The organism is Stutzerimonas stutzeri, from assembly GCF_000952685.1.
Lineage (GTDB): Bacteria > Pseudomonadota > Gammaproteobacteria > Pseudomonadales > Pseudomonadaceae > Stutzerimonas > Stutzerimonas stutzeri_E.
Genome location: NZ_JYHV01000016.1, coordinates 89,750 through 107,658 on the forward strand (window position 1 = coordinate 89,750; position 17,909 = coordinate 107,658).

Genomic DNA, 17,909 nt, shown 5'->3' on the forward strand with positions numbered 1-17,909 from the left:
CATGACAAACAATTCGATGCCGTCTCGTGTTTTCTACGGCTGGTTTGTGGTGGCGGCCGCTTTCGCCGTTACCTTCGTCGGATTCGGAAGCGCCTATACCTTCAGCGCTTTCGTCATCCCTCTTCAGAACGAGTTTTCAGCCTCGCGTGGCTCGGTTTCCCTGGTGTTCTCACTGGCGGGCTTTCTGTATTTCGGCCTGGGAGTTCTGAGCGGGCCGCTCGCCGATCGCTGGGGTTCCCGGACGCTGGCGGTCGCCGGCATGATCCTGGTGGGGCTCGGTTTGGCGTTAGCCGGTATGGCCCGCACTCTGACGGAAGTCTATATCGCCTACGGGCTTGGGGTAGGGCTCGGTGTAGGTCTCTCTTATGTACCTGTGCTGAGCACCATCCAGCGATGGTTCGTTCGCCGTCGCGGGTTCGCATCCGGCGTCGCGGTCAGTGGGATTGGCGTCGGCACGCTTGTGATGCCGCCATTTTCCGCTCTGCTAATCGAGTCCATCGGGTGGCGCGATGCCTACCTCGTGCTCGGCGGGCTCGCCGCGGTCGTTGGTGCGGGCATGGCGCTGCTGATCGTCAACAACCCCAGGGATCGAGGCGCTGCGCCCGACGGCGACCCCGTGCAGGTGGGCGCACGAGACGAACCACGCAAAGGCTTCGCTGTAGCCACAGCCGTCAAGTCACCGCGCTTCATCGGCCTTTATGCCGCCTGCTTACTCTGCTCATTCGGCGTCTTCGTGCCGTTCGCCCATCTCGCTCCTTACGCTATGGATCTCGGCATCGCGCCCGCACAGGCCGTCTACCTTCTGGCTGTAATCGGGTTAGGAAGCACGGCTGGGCGTTTTTTGCTTGGCGGCTTTGCCGATCGGTACGGGCGGCGCTTTTCCCTTTTGATCATGTTCGTCGGCATGGCGCTCGCCATGCTGATCTGGCTGATCGCGACGGAATTCTGGTCGTTAGTCATCTTCGCGCTTGTCTATGGCATTTTTTACGGTGGGTGGGTCGCAGTCCTCCCAGCCCTCGTCATGGACTACTTCGGCGAAGCCAAAGTCGGCAGCCTCATCGGTATTCTGTACACCAGTGTGGCGTTCGGTACGTTGATAGGGCCTAGCCTGGCGGGATACGCCTTCGATCTGACCCAGAGCTACACGACACCAATCCTGGCAAGCCTCTGCGCGAACCTGGTTGCCACGGTAATCGCGGCGGGTACATCGATCAGACGCGCTCGGTTTTCCACTAGCGAGGGGACACCAGACGCTTCACTTCACTGAAAACGTCGTCACGCAGCGCCCATGGGCATCCCCAGTAATCGTAGATGCCACCATCCGCACTGTTTTGCCCGCAAACCACAAACACGCCGGTGCCAAAACTCGCTTTAAGTCGCGCGGCTAACCATCCCACGAAACCCGAATTATCAGCGTCTGCTGGGAAGTGAAACCGCCAGACTGCAAAGAGCTCCATGCTGGCGTCGTTGCTTTTCACCAACTGGCTCCAAACGTGCTCATCGCGCACCATCGCCAGTGCTTCCACATTTGCCCGATTGGGGAAATGTGCCAGCGGAAATTCCTCAAAAGCATACGGCTCGTCAAAAAGCGTAAGACGGCTTCTTTGGATGATCGACTCGAGGCGGCTAGCCGTTTTCTCCGGTGTTTCATGCGAGATACTGACCATCGTTCACCTCAGGAGTATGCGGGCGGATCACGCCTGCCGGTGTATGCGGACGCGATCTTAGCTTGGCAGCCGGCTCTGGGTTCAACCCCGTTCGCGATGCATCAGCCAAAGAAAATAGGGGCAGCCGATAAATGCGGCCAGCAAACCCGCGGAGACCGGCCAAGGATAGGCGATGCTGCGCCCCATCCAGTCGGCGACAAGCATGATCAAGGCCCCGATGAGCGCGGCGAGCACAAGTTGCGGCACGGCATGACGTACACCGAGCTGGCGAACGATGTGAGGCGCAATCAGCCCGACGAAGCTGAGCGGGCCGACCACCAGCGTCCCGGCCGCCGTAAGCAGCGCCGCGAGCATCAGGATCGTCAGCTGGCTCAGACGCAGGCGCAGCCCCAATGCAGAGGCGGGTCCCGTCCCTAGCGTGAGCAGCTCGAGCGGGCGCGCCAACAGCAAGCATAGCGGCAACAGCAGACCGGCAACGCCCAGTGCGACCAACGCTCGGGTGTCATCGACATGGTAGGTGGAGCCAGTCATCCAGCTCATCAGCATGGTCATACGTGGATCGCCGCTGGCCATCATCAAGGTACTCAGCGAGCCGAGCAGGGTGGTCAGACAGACCCCCGTGAGCAGCATGCGCTCAGCGCTGAAGGCGCTGCGCCAGCCGAGCCAGAGCAGCAGGCCGAGCGTGAGCAGGGCGCCAACGCTGGCAGCTGGCAGCATCAGCGGTTCGGGACGGCTGACGACAAGAAACAGGATCAGCACGGCAAGCGCGGCGCCGGAACTGGCGCCAAGCACCTCCGGACTGGCCATGGGATTGCCGGTGAGGCGTTGAATCAACAGACCGGCAGCCGCAAGCATGGCACCGGCAGCGATCGCCGCCACAGCGCGCGGCAGCCGCCATTGCAGCACCGGCTGCAGCTGACCGAAAGAACTCCAGTGCCAGCCGTCCGCCACGGGCGCCAGGAGCAGTGCGACGGGCAGCAGCACAAGCAACAGCAGACCGACACCGACAATCAAACGAGCGGTGGACACTTTTCGGCGACCGATGCCGGCGCGTGCCGGACGAATACCACCGGCACGTTGACGGCTCAGCAGCCAAAGCAACAGCGGCACGCTGAACACCGAAGTGAGGATGCCGGCTGGGACTTCTCCCACGAAGCGCGAAATTTCACGGGCGCACTGATCTACCAGACAGAGCAGTACGGCGCCCAATATCGGCGCCCAGATCAGTCGCTGGCGCAGCGTGCGGGCCCCGGTCAGACGAGCGATGGCCGGCGCGGCGAGGCCGATGAACCCGATAATGCCAACGCAACTGGTGACGAAGGCGCTCAACGCCACCGCGCTGAGCAGTGCCAGGCTGCGCGTGGTGCGCAGCGATACGCCGAGGCTGGAGGCGCTTTCGTCCTCCAGGCCAAGCGCTGCCAGTGGGCGCAGCAGGAGGCTTGCGAGCAGTGCCGCGCCGAGCAGGCGGGGCAGCAGGTAGGTGACGCCGTCCCAGCCGCTCTGGTTCAGCGATCCGGCTTGCCAGAGCAGCAAGTCGATCAAATAGTCGTGGTTGAAAAGCACCAACAATGCATTGATGGCATTGCAGTAGAGGCTGATGACCATGCCGGCAAGGATGAAACGCAATGGTGAAAGCGTCCGCCCCCAGGCAATGGCGAACAGCGCCAGGGTTGCCAGCCCGGCACCTAGCAGCGTGGCCCATTCGACACCGAAACGTGCCAACAGCCCAGGCGCGCCGATGGTGAACACCGACAACGCCAAGTTGGCACCACCCGCTACGCCCAGGGTTACTGGTTCGGCCAGTGGGTTGCGCAGCACCTGCTGAAACAATGTGCCGGCCAGTCCAAGGGCGGCGCCGGCCAGCAGACTGACCAGCAGCCGAGGCGCGAAGCTGTAGTGCAGCATGACCTGACGCGCATCGTCGAGATCAGGGCTCCACAGCGCCTGCCACCAGACCTCGCGGGGAAGCAGTCCTTGCAGGCCATGGACCGCCAGGGACAGGGCGACCAACCCGAGCGCCAGGACCCAGGGCAGCGGGTTGCGGTAGGGCTCGCCGCGTCCGGCGGGCAGAGCGGTGAGGGAATCAGACATGCGGTTGGCTCTTCAGAAGGTAGCCGGCAATGCGTTCCGCCAGGCTCAGGGCGGAGGCAACGCCACCGTAGGGGTAGAATTTGCCGAGAGGCTGGCTCTGACCGTTACGTACGGACGGCAGGTTGTCCCACAGCGCGTTGGGCTGGCGCAGGCTCTGCAGACGCGCCGACGTGGTCGGGATTTCGATATAGAGCAAGTGAGTGTCAGGCGTTTCTGCGAGTCGCTCGACCCCGGTCAAGCTGAAACCCATGGCATTGCTCGGCCCTTGCCAGGCATTGACCAGGCCGAGCCGATCGAGCACATCCTGGGCCATGCTGTGCCGGCCATAGACCGTCGCGTGGCGGCCGTCCTGGTTGAGCACCGCGATACACAACGGCGGCTGGGGACGGCTTGCCAGTCGTTCGGCCAAGATCTCGAGACGCTCATTGGCTGCCTGGAGATAGGCGACGGCACGTGACTCCAGCTCCAGGCGCGCGGCGAGTCGCAAGGTGAAGGCGCTGGCGCTGCGCCAGACGCCTTGTTCGGTGGGGTATATGTCCACCACCTCGGTTGGCGCGATGCTGCGTAGGGCACGGTCGACCGTAGGGGGAAGCGGATCGCAGAGAATCAGTTCTGGCTTCAATTGCTGGAGCAGCTCCAGGTTCGGCTCCCAGTAGGGGCCGATATCCAGCACCGGCGGCTTCACCGGCCAGGTCGGCATTCGCCGGTTGTAGTAGCCGACATCGGAGATGGCCAGCGGGGCAACACCGAGGGTGAGCAAGGTTTCCGCCGCGGCCCAGTTGATCGCCACGACGCGCCGCAAGGGTTCGGCCCTGATGCGCAGCGGCAGCCCGGCCGCCAGCGCCAACCCTCCCATGCCAAGCTGGCGGAGCAGTAGGCGGCGACTCAGTGGCATGCGGGACTCCAGTGTTTCGAAAGCAGCATGACGGCTCCGGAAATGCGTCGGGCCCCTCGCTGAGGGGCCCGGGATGGTGGGCAATCGGTAGTACGCGGGGTTACCAGGCGTACTTCACGCTAGCCATGAGGTTGCGCTCCAGACCCGGGTAGCAGCTGGTAGCCGAATCGCAGGTGGCGGTGTAGTCCTCGTTTAGCAGGTTCTGTGCGTACAGCCCCAGGGTGACCTGCGGAGTTAGCGCATAGCTGGCCGAGGCATCGAACAGGGTGTAGCTGTCGATGGCGAATGTGTTGTTGTTGTCGCCGTACATCGAGCCGACATAGCGGGCGCCGCCGCCAAGGGTCAGGCCGCGCAGCGTGCCGTCGGTGAAGCTGTAGTTAACCCAGGCGGAGGCCATATGCTCCGGCACGTTGGCAGGACGATTACCTTGGTTACCGTTGTTGCTTCGGGTGACCTCTGCCTTGGTGTAGGTGTAGGAACCCAGCACGTCCCAATGCTCGCCGAGTTTGGCTCGGGCCTCGGCCTCGATGCCACGCGAGCGCTGCTCGCCTTCGGCGACGTCGAACCCGGTTGTGCCACCGCTGCTGTTACGTTCGGGCGTGAGTATGTTGGTCTTGGTCAGGTCGTAGGCGGCGAGGGTCAACAATAGATCGTCGTGTGGCTGGTACTTAACGCCCACCTCCCACTGCTCGGCCTCGCTAGGATCGAAGGTGCCACCACCTTGCGCTTGGCCGCTATTGGGACTGAACGACTCGGAATAGCTGACATAAGGTGCCAGGCCGAAGCTGGTCAGGTAGGTCAGGCCGATGCGCCCGGTGAAGGCGTCATCTTTCTGGTGGGACGAACTGGCGCCGCTGATGTTGTTGTCCAGGTCGTTATCTACTCTGTCGTGACGGCCACCCAGCGTCAGCAGCCAGTTATCGTCGAAATGGATCTGGTCCTGTACGTACACGCCGAGTTGCTCAATGGTCTGGTCGTAGTCGGCGGCGACCTGACCCAGGCTGCGCGAGGGGCGGGGTACCGGCTGCCCATAGGTGGGATCGAGCAAATTAAGGGTCGGTCCCAAATTGCGATACCAGACGACGTCCGCGTCCTGCCAGCTGTAATCGATGCCGGATAACAGCGTATGACGTATTGAGCCAGTCATGAAATCGGCTTGCAATTGGTTGTCGATGTTGAAGGTGTTCATGTGCTGGTCGCGCCGGTCTGCAATACGCGTCAGGCCATTTCCAACCGGAAGGTAGGGCAGCAAATTATTGAAAATCAGATCAACCTGACCATAGCGAAGGTTCTGGCGGAATTCGAAGGTGTCACTGAGCCGATGCCGGAATTCGTAGCCGAGGGTGTACTGGTCCTGGTCGAAATGGTTGAAGCTGTGGTCGCCCAGCAGGGTGTCGGTCGGATGACCGTTCGGCGGGGTATAGACGAACACGCTGCCGCCGTTGCGATCACGAAGGAAATCGGTGAGCACGGTCAGGCTGGTGTCCGCATCGGGCGCCCAGGTGAATGACGGAGCGATATACAGGCGATCGTCTTCTATTTCATGGCCGTCGTCGTATTCGATCTGAGTATCGCTTTCGCGGGCCAGGCCGACCACGCGATAAAGGAATTGGTTCTGCTCATCGAGCGCGCCGCCAACGTCGAACTGCCCCTGCTTACGGTTATGGCTACCGCCAGTGATCTGTATTTCGTTGGTTTGGTTGGCGGTCGGTCTCTTGCTCACTCGGTTGACGATACCGCCGGCATCACCTTGACCGAACAGGGTAGAGGCGGGGCCGCGTACAACGTCAATGCGTTCCAGCGAATAGGGCTCGCTGCGAAAGAAGGCATAGTTGTTGTTCTGCTGGCGCAGGCCATTGAGGTAGTCGCTGGTGGTCATGCCGTTGAAGCCGCGCAGGAACAACCAGTCGAAACCTTTGGGATCCAGACCATAGGTTTCCACCTTGACCCCAGGCACGTAGCGCAGCGCCTCGGTCACGGTCTGTGCGCCTTGGGTTTCGAGTTGGGCACGGGTGATTACCGAGACCGACTGGGGGATTTCGAGAATCGGTGTGTCGGTCTTGCTACCGCTGTTGGACATCTTCGGCACGAAGCTGTCGTGGCCTTCGATGACGCCTTCGACCACCGTCTCGGGCATGACTAGAGGGGCAGCTGCGCTGGTTTCGTCGCCCACCAGGGACACGCGATTACCTTCGATCCGGTAGCGAATGCCGGTGTTACGGAGCAGCGTTTCAAGTGCCTCGGTCGGCTCCATCTCGCCGCGTACGCCGGGGGTGCGCAGATTCTGTACCTGTGCTTGGCTGAAGAGAATCTGCAGGTCGGTCTGCGCGCCAAGGTTCGTCAGTGCAGAGGCCAACGGTTGGGCGGGAACATCGATGCTGACCGGCGCTGCGATTGCGCCGGTGGCGCTCAATGTCAGCCCAATCGCGGCGGCACGGATGATCGCCGCCAGGGGCTTTTTGCGATGCGAAGCGCTGAGAAACCGTTTCACTGTGTAGCTCCTTAGATCGAAGTGTTGTTAAGAACTATTTAGATTTATATGACGCGTCAGTGACCAAAAACCGGAAAAAATAATTGTCTTAATGCACAGCGGCATCCTGCTGCTGCGTGCGGCGTGGGTTATCGCTGATTTCCGTGATACGCCCTGCGCTCATCCGTAGCAGGCGATCGGCCACATCGAAGTAGCGATCGTCGTGAGAAATCACGATCAGGGTACGGCCTTGCGCGCGCAGTTCCGGCAGCAGCTCGGTGTAGAAAATCCGGCGGAACTCCGGGTCCTGGTCGGCCGCCCATTCGTCGAACACCAGCACTGGGCGCTTTTCCAGCCAAGCCTGGACCAGGGCCAGACGCTTGCGCTGGCCTGTGGAGAGATCGATGGTGGAGTAGTTGTGCCCATCCAGCGTGACCTTGTGGGCGATTTCCAGACGCTCCAGATAGCGACTGGCTTCGACGGGGATGTCTTCGCTTTCTTTGAGCAGATCTTCGAAAAGGAAATAGTCGGCAAAAATCGTGGTGAACAGCTGACGATAGTCATCGCGGTTGCTGTCCGTCACCGCCTCACCGTTGACCCGTAGCTCGCCGGCCTGAGGCACGTAAAGGCCAAGCAGAAGCTTGATCATGGTGGTTTTTCCGCAGCCGTTCTCGCCGGCGATGAAAAGGATCTCGCCGGGACGCACGGTCAGGTCCAACGGGCCGACACCAAAGCCCTGGCTACCGTCCTCGGTGGGGTAGTGGTAGTGCAAACCGCGTAGCTCTATACCTTGCATGGGCATCGCTGGACGACCGTCGTCACGCAGCAGCAGGTTGGGCTCCGGAGACGAGAAACGTACCGAAAGCTCGGCGATGCGACGGAAAGCGACTTGCGCGCGGCTGACGATGGGCAGTTGGCCGATCAGGTGTTCCAACGGGCCTTTCATATACAGCAGCACGAGGATGAATCCGCTCAGAGTGGCCTTGTCGGTGCTTGGCCAGATCGTCTGGTAGGCCAGGGCCACGCCGATGACGATGAAGAACAGCGTCGAACCGAAGCCCTTTGCAATTACGAACAGGTTGATCGAGCTGACCTGGATGTCGCAGATGCGGTCGGCAGTGCCCTGCAAGCGCTCACTGTAATGCTGGAAGCGCCGTGGGCGGCTGATCCGCAGCTCCTTGGCGCCTTCGGCCATGGCCCGGTAGTGCTTCTGCAACTCATCCTCTTCGTCACGCGCCTCGAAGAAGCCACGAATGCCCTTGCTACGCGCGACATATTGCACAGCGCTACCGATCACGATGGCCAGCGCGGTAGCCAGAAACATCGGCAACGACAATGATGCGAGGTACCCCAAGCAGCCGATGCTGACGGTGAAGGAAACGGCCAGCGGCGCGAAGGCAAAGGCGAAGTCGCTGATGGTGTCGATGTCATGGGTTAACACCGGAATCAAGCGGTGGCTGCGGTAGCGCTCGATCTGATCGATGGGGGCCGAAATGATCTTGCTACCCAGATCCTTACGCAAACGGGCGATGACGTGTTGCCCGACATAGTTGGTGCCGATGTCAGATACGACCGAGCCCAGTAGGGCCATCAGGCACAGGCCGGCAAAACCCAGCAACAGGCCGCTCTGCAGACCTTCATCGGAATGCAGGCTGTAATTGATGGTGGCCAGCAGTGCGGTGATGCTGGCGCCACCGAGCATGCCGAGCAGCGTGGCGCCAAGCAGTTGCGGTCCGAACGGACGAAGGAGCCTGAAGAGTTCGCGGAGCGTGCTGTTCGTGGATGTCTGCATCGTTGGGTCCTAACAGGGGATCGTCACCAGCCAGGTGGCGGTAAATCCGAATCGTTCCTGTTAAGACGTATGAAGCGATAAAAAACTGAATAAAAAAGATTGGGTTTGTTCGTCAGCCCGACGCCAATAAGGGAAGGGCGGCTCAGGGCCGCTTGTTTCGGCTTACCAGGACTGTGCTGCCATCGTCTCGTCGTGTGAGCTCAACCGGCAGGACTACGGGTAGCGAGTCGATCAGCGCGCGCAGGTCGTTGGTCTGGTAAACCCCTCCGATCCGCATGCCGGCTGCTTCGTCGTCGCCGAGGCTGGCAGGCTTATCCAGATAGCGATTGATCAGCGGCAGCGCGCTGCTCAAAGGCAGATCGTCCAGCACCAGTTTGCCTTCGATCCAGGCTATCGCGCCGGCTGGGGCCACCTGATTCACCTCGATTCGCCGGCTGGCCTGGGTGTAGCGCGCTTGCATGCCTGGCATGAGCTGTGCGCTGTTGCCGCTCACGCCTTCGGGTGGGTGCAGCGTCACCGAGCCGTCCAGCAGCGTGACGAGCAATTGCTGGGGATTGGTCCAGACGTTGAAACGGGTGCCGGTGACGCGCACCTGGCCGTTGTCGGTATGCACGGTGAAGGGTTGCGCTCGGTCGTGACGGACTTCGAAGAACGCTTCACCACCACCGTTCAGCCAGACACTGCGGCGGTCGCGGTAGCTGGCGAAAAACAGCCGAGTATGGCTGTTGAGCTGAACGTGCGAGTTATCGGCGAGGATGACCTGGCGCGGTGCGTCTTCGGCTGTGTAATAGCCGACCCGAGAAGGAAGGAGGCTTGCCGACCAGCCAGCCGACCACAGTGTGGCGACCGTTAGCACCAGTACCGCTGCGGCCGCGGCGATACGCCCCGGATCGCGCCGTCGACGTGGACGAACCGGCGGCGTGGTTGGATGCGCAAGGGCGGAAGCGCCGGCCGGTTTCAAACCTTCTGCCAACTGCCAGATGGCCAGCATCGCATCGTACTCGGCGCGGTGACGCGGATCTTCTGCGACCCAGCGAGCAAAGTCCCGACGCTCTTCGTCAGTGCAATCCTTATCGTGCAGACGTGTGCACCAGAGCGCGGCCTCGGCGCTCAGGCGGTCATCGTCAGAAGGGAGCGGGTTGCCAATCATTCGAGAAGTTCCGGAAGCGCTAACACGCTTTCATTTCAGAAAAATGCGAGTGATTATAAGTACGGGGTGACATGGACTGCCAGCATGCATCCGCAAGATGCGTCACGCCCGAAACCTGCATGGGGCGGTTTCGGGCGGGAACGCCGAAGGGAAGCCGTTGTGATCCGTCATTATCAGGAACTCGTCCATTACCTCAGTCGCCTGCTCGGCGATCGCCAGGTCGCCACTGACCTGGCTCATGACGCTTTTGTGCGTCTGCTCGATCGTAAGGCCGGGAGCGACATCGAGCAGCCTCGTGCCTTCCTTTTCAAGACCGCTACCAATCTCAGCATTGATATGCATCGCCGCACCCGCGTGCGACGCAACGAACCGCTCGACAGCCTCGATCACGAAGAATGGCTGGATGAGCGCGACCCGGAGGGGAACGCCATCCAGGCCCAGCAATTGAAGCTGTTGCGGCGGGCGCTGGAGGAACTGCCGGCCCCTTGCCGGGAGGCCTTCTTGTTGCGCAAGGTGGAGGGTTGCTCTCACATGGAAATCGCCGAACGCCTTTCCCTTTCGCGCGACATGGTGGAAAAGCACATCGTCAATGCGATGAAGCACTGTCGTGTCCGACTGCTCAGCTGGACGCGATAATTTCTGCTCGTTCTGACCGCTATCCCTGTTCGTAATGAGAATGATTTAAATTTCTCGCCTTCTGCCTCGTCTTTTCTTCAAAGCCGCTTTCACCCCGTCGACATCACGGCGGAGGCGCGCTTCCGGTGGTCGCCGCGTACGCGTCGGCCCGTGGTAAACGGCTAGAGGACACAGGCACCATGACTCAATTGATCGCTCCAACGTATGACGTGCTGGGCATCGGCTTCGGCCCTTCCAACCTGGCGCTGGCCATCGCCCTGCAGGAGCAGACCCAGCGCCAGAAGCGCGATTGCCACATGTTGTTTCTTGACAGGCAGCAGGACTATCGCTGGCATGGCAATACGCTGGTGGCGCAAAGCGAATTGCAGATTTCCTTTCTCAAGGACTTGGTGACCCTGCGCAATCCCACCAGCCCCTACAGCTTCGTCAACTACCTGCACGAGCAGGGCAGGCTGATCGATTTCATCAACCTTGGCACCTTTTATCCATGCCGTCTGGAGTACAACGACTACTTGCGCTGGGTGGGGCGCCAGTTCGCCGACCAGTGCGCCTATGGCGAGACGGTGACACGTGTCGAGCCGGTCTCCGGCGCTCAGGGCATCGATCGGCTCAAGGTGATGTCCACCGATACTCAGGGGCGTGAGCATTTTCGTCTGGCGCGCTCCATCGTCCTTAGTACCGGCGGCACGCCGCGTATCCCCGAAGCCTTTGTCCACCTGCGCAACGATGCCCGCGTCTTTCATCACGCCCGTTATCTGGAGTGCATGGCGCAGCAACGCTGCACGCGCCATGAGCCGATGCGCATCGCGGTGGTCGGTGGCGGTCAGAGCGCGGCCGAGGCGTTCATCGATCTGAACGACAGCTTCCCGTCCGTGCAGGTGGATATGATTCTTCGCGCCGCGGTCCTGAAACCGGCTGACGACAGTCCCTTCGTCAACGAGATATTCGCGCCGAACTACACCGATCTGGTATTCAACGAGCCGGAAAGCGAACGCGAGAAGCTGATTCAGGAGTATCACAACACCAACTATTCGGTCGTCGATCTGGATTTGATCGAGCGCATCTACGGCATCTTCTATCGCCAGAAAGTCGCCAATGACGCACGCCATGGCTTCCTATGCCGCCGCTCGGTGGAAGCGGCCCGCGCCGATGCGAACGGCGTCGAGCTGACCCTCTGCGACAGCGCCACCGGTATGGTGGAGAACCGTCGCTACGATGCGGTGATTCTTGCCACCGGTTACGAACGCACCTCACATCGCGAACTGCTCGCGCCGCTGCAGGAGTATCTGGGCGACTTCAGCGTCGGGCGCGACTACCGGATGCGTGCCGACGCACGCTTGCGGGCCGGGATCTATCTGCAAGGGTTCAGTCAGGACAGCCACGGTCTCAGCGATACCCTGCTGTCGGTATTACCGATGCGCGCCGAGGAAATCGCCGTTTCGCTGTTCGACAGCCTTCCGGCGGTCGCGGCGGTACCGCATGCCCGAGCCGCGGAAAGCGCCTGAGGATTGCTCGGCGCGTCTGCTATTCGAGTCGTTCGGTGACGACTGTCATCGAGCGACTAATTTTTTCAGGCGCTCGTTCGTCTTGAGTTTTTCGAGGTAATACACATGACCAGTTGCTCCATTCCATTGCCTGATGGCCGACGGTTGCTCGTCGATGGCGGCGAACACGCGCTCAGCCTGCTGGTCGACGATCAAACGCTGGGTCGAGCCGAGCGTCAGAACGATTCCTGGCGACTATCGGCTATCAATATGCCGCCGGCGGTCTGGGCGCTGGCCTACCAGGCGTTCGCCAGCGATCCGCTGTGCCAACGACTGGTGCTGAGAATGGATGAGTGTCCGGCGGAACTGCTGCACAGCGGCCTGCTCAACCGGGACTCGAGCGGTACCTGGCAAGTGGAGCGGGCGACGTTCTGGCAGTTACCGGCACCCTGGCGCCTCGGTCCGGCCAGCGAAGGCTATCCGCAACGCTTGCGCATAACCGACGGCAAGCGTCATCCGCTGCGTCCGCCAAAGCCTGGCGGTGAACTGTACCGGCGTTTCGATGTACGTCTAGGCAGTTGGATTTCGTTTCGTGCGCTGGATATCGACACCGACCTGGAACGCTTTAGCCGCTGGCAGAACCAGCCACGCGTCGCGGCGTTCTGGCAGGAGGAAGGTAGCCTCGAGCAGCATCGGCAGTACCTGGAAAAGGTCGCGGCCGATCCCCATACGCTGGCCCTTATAGGCTGCTTCGACGGCCAGCCGTTCGGCTACTTCGAGGCCTACTGGGCCAAGGAGGACCGCATCGCGCCGTTCTACTCGGCCGACGACTACGACCGGGGCATTCATATGCTGGTGGGGGAAGACGCGCACCGTGGCCCGCACAAGGTTGAAAGCTGGCTGCCGTCTCTGATTCATTACCTGCTGCTGGATGATCCCCGTACCCAACGCATCGTTGCCGAGCCGCGGGCCGACAACGCCCGGATGATCGAGCACATGCAGCGTCTGGGTTTTTGGCAGGAGAAAGAGTTCGATTTTCCGCACAAGCGCGCCGCGCTGATGGTGCAGAGTCGTGAACGTTTCTTCGAGCGATGCCGCTTGTGCTGAGTCGCACGCTCTGCGTTTACCGGGAGCGGCAATGATCGCCGCGCTCGCGCCCCTGTATATCGGCGAGTTCGCCAGCTACCGCGACGTCCTGACGACCCGGGACGACGCGCGCGCGTCGATACCCGCGCCCCTGTTGCTGCAACCGGCTCGGCTCGATGCGATCTTCCAGCGTTTCGACCCGCTGCATACCGGGCAAGACCGTCGTGCGCTGGCCTCGCAGTGGTCCAAATACTACTTGGTTCGCTTGATTCCGCCGGTTGTGGCCGCCGCCCTGGTGCTCGGTTGGCGTCTGCCGTTGGCTTTCGATGACGTCGAGGTGGTGCTGGACGAACAAGGTCTGCCGCACGCGTTCAAACTGCCCGCTGAGGGCGGCCCTTTCAGCACGCCGCCAAACGATCCGTTCCAGCGTTTCGGCGAGCTGATCGACGCGAATCTGCAGCCCTTCATTCAGGGGTTGGCATCGGAGGTGCGTCTGTCGCCCAAGGTGCTGTGGAGCAGCGCGGGCAATTATCTGGAGTGGTTTATTGGTGAGATGGCCAAGGCGCTACCGGGGGCGGTGCTGACCCATGGTCATGAGCTGCTGTCGAGCGAGCGCCGCCCCGATGGCCGCCGCAATCCGCTGTTCCGGCCTGTTCGTTACGTGGAGGTCAGCCCGGCGTTGCGCCCGGATGGTCTCTGGCGTCAACGTCGGGTCTGTTGCATTCGGTATCGGCTGGAACATTTCGAGCATTGTGACAACTGTCCACTACTGGACCAGCCGCCAGCCTATGTGAGCGATCTGTAGCCACTCAGCGCTGGCGGGGCAGGGCGCAGTCTGGTGGCGGGCCGCTGCTCAATGCACGTAGCAGATCGGCGAGCCGTCCGCTGGATTGGCCAGCACACCCATGGAAATGCCGTAGATGCGCTCCAGGGTTTCGCCGTGCATGAGCTTGGTCGGGCTCCCTTGGGCCAGCAGTCGACCGCCGTGCAACGCCAGCAGGTCGTCGCAGTAGCGCGCCGCCATATTGATATCGTGCAACACCACCAGCACGCCGAGACCGAGCTGGCGGCTGAGATCCTGAACGCGCGACAGGACTTCCACCTGGTGGGCGATATCCAGCGCTGAAGTGGGCTCGTCCAGTAGCAGATAGCGGGTGTTCTGGGCCAGCAACATGGCCAGCCAGACACGTTGACGCTCGCCACCGGACAATTGATCCACCAGGCGCTCGGCGAAGGCGCTGGTGTCGGTCAGTTCGAGCGCACGTTCCACTTGGGCGCGATCTTCGCTGGTGAAGCGTCCGAGCGCGCCATGCCAGGGGTAGCGACCGAAACCCACCAGTTCCCGAACGGTCAGCCCATCGGTTTGTGGCAGCTGCTGCGGCAGGTAAGCGACCTGTTGGGCGAACTCGCGCTGGCTCCAGTCCGATAGGGCCTTGCCGTCGAGACGGATATGTCCGCTGCTGGGCAATTGCTGTCGGGCCAGCAGCTTGATCAGCGTGGACTTGCCGGAGCCGTTGTGGCCGATCAGACCGACCATGCGTCCGGAGGGGATGCCTAGGCTCAGAGGGTACAAGAGGGTGCGTTCAGGAATACTGAAGCTGACGCTTTCCAGTTCGAACATGGGTCCATCCACCGGATATTTTCGGGAAGCCGGATAGCCTAATTCAAATGCTAATGGTTATCAATTTTGGCGAAAGATGCCTACATCGTTTTCCCGAGCTCCGTGAGTACCGTCTAGGGCCCATCCGCTTGGCGATGCTCAGGATTCCTTTCGCTCCATCTTCTTGAGGGCATGCCGGCAATGGATCAGCGTGTCGCGCACCATGAAGTTCACCAGCGTTGGCGAGACCCCCAGCTCAGCAGCGATCGCGCTCTGCGTTTTGCCCTGCAATCGGTACATCTCGAAGGCGTACCGGGTGCGTTCCGGTAGTTGTGCGAGGGCGTCGGAGAGTGCTTCCAGTGTCTGCCGGCTTTCGTGAAGGCCTTCCGGCGATGCCCCTGAGGCGCAGACATAGAGACCTTCTTCCTCACTGCCGCAATAGCGCTTTTCCAGGGCCTGACGTCGATAGCGGTCAATGGCCAGGTTGCGTACTACGCGCAGCAGGTAACTGATCTGGGAGTGGGGGCTGGGAACCGCGGCCGCACCGCGCAGCTTCAAATAGGCATCATGCACCACGTCTTCGGCGTGGCTGCGACACCCGAGAATGCGCGCCGCCGCGTTGATGAAGGTCTGCCTGTTCGTGACGAACATGTCATTCAGGGCCGGATGCTGCTCTGCTGAAATTGTTTTTGGCATGTGAAATTTCCTGTACGACGCGAAGGCGGACGTCCATATCGGTTGGACTTGTCCTGGGCAGTTGAGCGAACCGCCCGCTCAGCCTGGCCCACCTGTACTGGCTTGAAGGCGAGCAATCTAGTCCAAATGATAATACTTATCAATTCAGATCTTAGTTGCTTTCTGCTGAATGGCAGCGTTCGTCGGACTCTCGCTCGTGCTGCATGTTCCATTGTGTTGAGAATAAATCTCATACGCGAAGGCTAACTATTCCGCTCGCTCCTTCGTCTTCATCGGAAAGCGGCCAACAGGTGCTCTGCCACCGTGCCGCCCGATCAACCGCCCCGTACGGGGAGAAGGAGAGTACAGATGGCATTCGATCGCGAAGACGCGTTGTTCAAGGTTCTGGTCAACCACGAAGCGCAGTATTCCCTCTGGCCGGACTACAAGGCGGCGCCGGCCGGCTGGCAAGAGACCGGTCAACGCGGTAGCAAGGCTGAGTGCTTGGCCTACGTCGAGCGTGAGTGGACCGACATGCGGCCGCTGAGCCTGCGCCAGGCCATGGATGCACAAGCGGCGGGGCAGTAAACGATGGCCGCTCGCTTGCGTCTGTTCTGCCTGCCGTATTCCGGGGCCAGCGCAATGGTCTATGCACGTTGGCGCCGCTCTCTGCCTGAGTGGATCGAGGTGGTTCCGCTGGAGCTGCCCGGCCGTGGCCGGCGTTTCAACGAGCCGCTGCAGACCGACCTGCTCGGCCTGGCCGACCAACTTGCTGCTGAACTGGAAGAGCGCCTGGACCTGCCCTATGGGCTGTTTGGCCATAGCCTTGGTGGCCTGCTTGTTTTCGAATTGGCGCACGCAATCCGCCAACGCGGCCTTCCTGCGCCGCGAGCGCTGTTCGTATCGGCTGCGCCCGCGCCATCGCGCCGCGAAAACCATCTCGAGCTGGCGGTGGAGCAGAGCGATGCTCAGCTGCTGCAGCGTTTACACCGTCTTGGAGGTACTCCCGAGGCGGTGTTCGCTGACGAGGAGATGCTGCGTCTGACCCTGCCGGTGCTGCGCGCCGACTTCCTGCTATGCGGCCGTTACCGCTATTACCGCCGTGCACTGCTTGCTTGCCCGATCCATGTATTCGGTGGCAAGGCCGATCGGGTCTCGGTGGACGCGCTGGCTGCCTGGCAGGACGAAACCGCCGAAGGCTTCTCGCTGGAGATGCTCGAGGGGGATCACTTCTTCATCAATGCCTGCGAGGCGCGCCTGCTCGAGCTGATGCTCGGCAAGCTGCGCCAGGGCGGGCGTGATATCCAGGCCATCTGGGCCTGAACGGAGAGCTCGATGGCACTGTTTTCCATTCAACCTCTGGCTGAAGCACGTGGCGGGCTGCCGCTGCTGGTGCAGGCCGAGGACGAAGTCGACCTGTTAGAGGCCCAGGCTGAACTGCGCGGGCTGATCGATGAGCACCTCGAACGCTGCGGCGGGGTGCTGCTGCGCGGTTTTCGTGTTGGCGAGGCGGAGCGCTTCCGCGCATTCGCCGCTGGCTTCGGCGATCCGCTGCTCAATTACGAATTCGGCTCGACGCCGCGCAGCAACGTTACCGCCGGCGTCTATACGTCCACCGAATACCCGCCGCACCAGCACATTCCGCTGCACAACGAGCAGGCCTATACCCGCGAATGGCCGATGCGCATTTGGTTCTATTGCGTGCAGGCCGCGCAGAGCGGTGGCGAGACGCCCATCGCCGACAGCCGGGTGATCTACCGCCAGGTCGGCGAGGCGATCCGCCAGCGCTTCGCCGAGCGCGGGTTGATGTACGTGCGCAACTTCGGCAATGGCCTTGATGTGGCCTGGGAACAGGTATTCAACAGCGACGACCGCGCCGTGGTCGAGGCCTATTGCCGCGCCCATCGCATCGAGTGCCAGTGGAAGGACGACGGCGAGCTGCGTACCCGCCAACGCTGTCAGGCGGTGGCCCGCCATCCGCGCACCGGTGAGTGGGTGTGGTTCAACCAGGCGCACCTGTTTCATGTCTCCAACCTGCCGGAGGAGGTGCGCGAGAGTCTGCTGGAGATCGTCGACGAGGAAGACCTGCCGCGCAACGTCTACTACGGCGACGGCAGCCCCATCGAGGAATCCCTGCTCGACGACATCCGCGGTGTGCTGGCCGAGGCCACGGTGAGCTTTCCCTGGTACAGCGGCGACGTGCTGATGCTCGACAACATGCTCACCGCCCATGCCCGTGCGCCGTTCAGCGGCCCGCGCAAGGTCATCGTCGCCATGGCGCAAGGCCACGGTCTTGACCATCCCAAGGCCTGAGGGCTGCGATTTTCCAATTCCTCGGCGGGTGCCAGACACTCGCCGCGTTT

General features: G+C 61.6%; 16 protein-coding genes. 8 read left to right on the forward strand and 8 right to left on the reverse strand.

What is annotated here, in order from left to right; all coding sequences use genetic code 11:
• Position 1: 1 nt before the first annotated feature.
• Positions 2–1,267, forward strand: a complete 1,266-nt coding sequence (locus UF78_RS10575; protein WP_045162164.1) for an MFS transporter — start codon at positions 2–4, stop codon at positions 1,265–1,267.
• Here the strand turns inward: UF78_RS10575 and UF78_RS10580 are convergent.
• The 6 genes from UF78_RS10580 to UF78_RS10605 all read right to left on the reverse strand — a co-directional run bounded on the left by UF78_RS10580 (position 1,233) and on the right by UF78_RS10605 (position 10,065).
• Positions 1,233–1,667, reverse strand: coding sequence for a DUF6196 family protein (locus tag UF78_RS10580; protein WP_045162166.1), 435 nt, complete (start codon positions 1,665–1,667; stop codon positions 1,233–1,235). The genes UF78_RS10575 and UF78_RS10580 overlap by 35 nt on opposite strands.
• Before the next feature lie 81 nt (positions 1,668–1,748).
• On the reverse strand, positions 1,749–3,758 hold the full coding sequence (gene fhuB, locus UF78_RS10585; protein ID WP_045162168.1) for a Fe(3+)-hydroxamate ABC transporter permease FhuB: 2,010 nt from the start codon (positions 3,756–3,758) through the stop codon (positions 1,749–1,751).
• Positions 3,751–4,653, reverse strand: a complete 903-nt coding sequence (locus UF78_RS10590; RefSeq protein WP_045162169.1) for an ABC transporter substrate-binding protein — start codon at positions 4,651–4,653, stop codon at positions 3,751–3,753. The genes fhuB and UF78_RS10590 overlap by 8 nt, the downstream gene beginning before the upstream one ends.
• 100 nt (positions 4,654–4,753) lie before the next feature.
• On the reverse strand, positions 4,754–7,144 hold the full coding sequence (locus UF78_RS10595) for a TonB-dependent siderophore receptor (protein ID WP_045162171.1): 2,391 nt from the start codon (positions 7,142–7,144) through the stop codon (positions 4,754–4,756).
• Positions 7,145–7,232: 88 nt separating this feature from the next.
• The gene (locus UF78_RS10600; protein WP_045162173.1) at positions 7,233–8,915 is read right to left on the reverse strand and encodes a cyclic peptide export ABC transporter; all 1,683 of its coding nucleotides are present in this window, start codon (positions 8,913–8,915) and stop codon (positions 7,233–7,235) included.
• A 142-nt stretch (positions 8,916–9,057) separates the two neighbouring features.
• The gene (locus UF78_RS10605) at positions 9,058–10,065 is read right to left on the reverse strand and encodes a FecR family protein (protein ID WP_045162174.1); all 1,008 of its coding nucleotides are present in this window, start codon (positions 10,063–10,065) and stop codon (positions 9,058–9,060) included.
• 84 nt (positions 10,066–10,149) lie between these two features.
• Here UF78_RS10605 and UF78_RS10610 point away from each other — a divergent pair, with 84 nt between their 5' ends.
• The 4 genes from UF78_RS10610 (at position 10,150) to fhuF (ending at position 14,076) form a co-directional block, all read left to right on the forward strand.
• Complete coding sequence (locus UF78_RS10610) at positions 10,150–10,701, forward strand: sigma-70 family RNA polymerase sigma factor (RefSeq protein ID WP_080890592.1); 552 nt, start codon at positions 10,150–10,152, stop codon at positions 10,699–10,701.
• A gap of 179 nt (positions 10,702–10,880) precedes the next feature.
• On the forward strand, positions 10,881–12,206 hold the full coding sequence (locus UF78_RS10615) for a lysine N(6)-hydroxylase/L-ornithine N(5)-oxygenase family protein (protein WP_045162176.1): 1,326 nt from the start codon (positions 10,881–10,883) through the stop codon (positions 12,204–12,206).
• A 105-nt stretch (positions 12,207–12,311) separates the two neighbouring features.
• The gene (locus UF78_RS10620) at positions 12,312–13,292 is read left to right on the forward strand and encodes a GNAT family N-acetyltransferase (RefSeq protein WP_045162177.1); all 981 of its coding nucleotides are present in this window, start codon (positions 12,312–12,314) and stop codon (positions 13,290–13,292) included.
• A gap of 31 nt (positions 13,293–13,323) precedes the next feature.
• Positions 13,324–14,076, forward strand: a complete 753-nt coding sequence (gene fhuF / locus UF78_RS10625) for a siderophore-iron reductase FhuF (RefSeq protein WP_045162178.1) — start codon at positions 13,324–13,326, stop codon at positions 14,074–14,076.
• 48 nt (positions 14,077–14,124) lie between these two features.
• Here fhuF and UF78_RS10630 read toward each other — a convergent pair whose 3' ends face one another.
• Complete coding sequence (locus UF78_RS10630) at positions 14,125–14,892, reverse strand: ATP-binding cassette domain-containing protein (protein ID WP_045162179.1); 768 nt, start codon at positions 14,890–14,892, stop codon at positions 14,125–14,127.
• A gap of 138 nt (positions 14,893–15,030) precedes the next feature.
• The gene (locus UF78_RS10635; RefSeq protein ID WP_045162180.1) at positions 15,031–15,567 is read right to left on the reverse strand and encodes an RNA polymerase factor sigma-70; all 537 of its coding nucleotides are present in this window, start codon (positions 15,565–15,567) and stop codon (positions 15,031–15,033) included.
• Between the two features lie 348 nt (positions 15,568–15,915).
• Here UF78_RS10635 and UF78_RS10640 point away from each other — a divergent pair, with 348 nt between their 5' ends.
• Genes UF78_RS10640 through UF78_RS10650 form a run of 3 tightly spaced genes read left to right on the forward strand, consistent with a single transcriptional unit; the run spans position 15,916 to position 17,859 of the window.
• Positions 15,916–16,134, forward strand: a complete 219-nt coding sequence (locus tag UF78_RS10640) for an MbtH family protein (RefSeq protein WP_045162181.1) — start codon at positions 15,916–15,918, stop codon at positions 16,132–16,134.
• Between the two features lie 3 nt (positions 16,135–16,137).
• Positions 16,138–16,869, forward strand: a complete 732-nt coding sequence (locus tag UF78_RS10645) for a thioesterase II family protein (protein ID WP_045162182.1) — start codon at positions 16,138–16,140, stop codon at positions 16,867–16,869.
• Positions 16,870–16,881: 12 nt separating this feature from the next.
• On the forward strand, positions 16,882–17,859 hold the full coding sequence (locus tag UF78_RS10650) for a TauD/TfdA family dioxygenase (protein ID WP_045162183.1): 978 nt from the start codon (positions 16,882–16,884) through the stop codon (positions 17,857–17,859).
• Positions 17,860–17,909 lie beyond the last annotated feature (50 nt).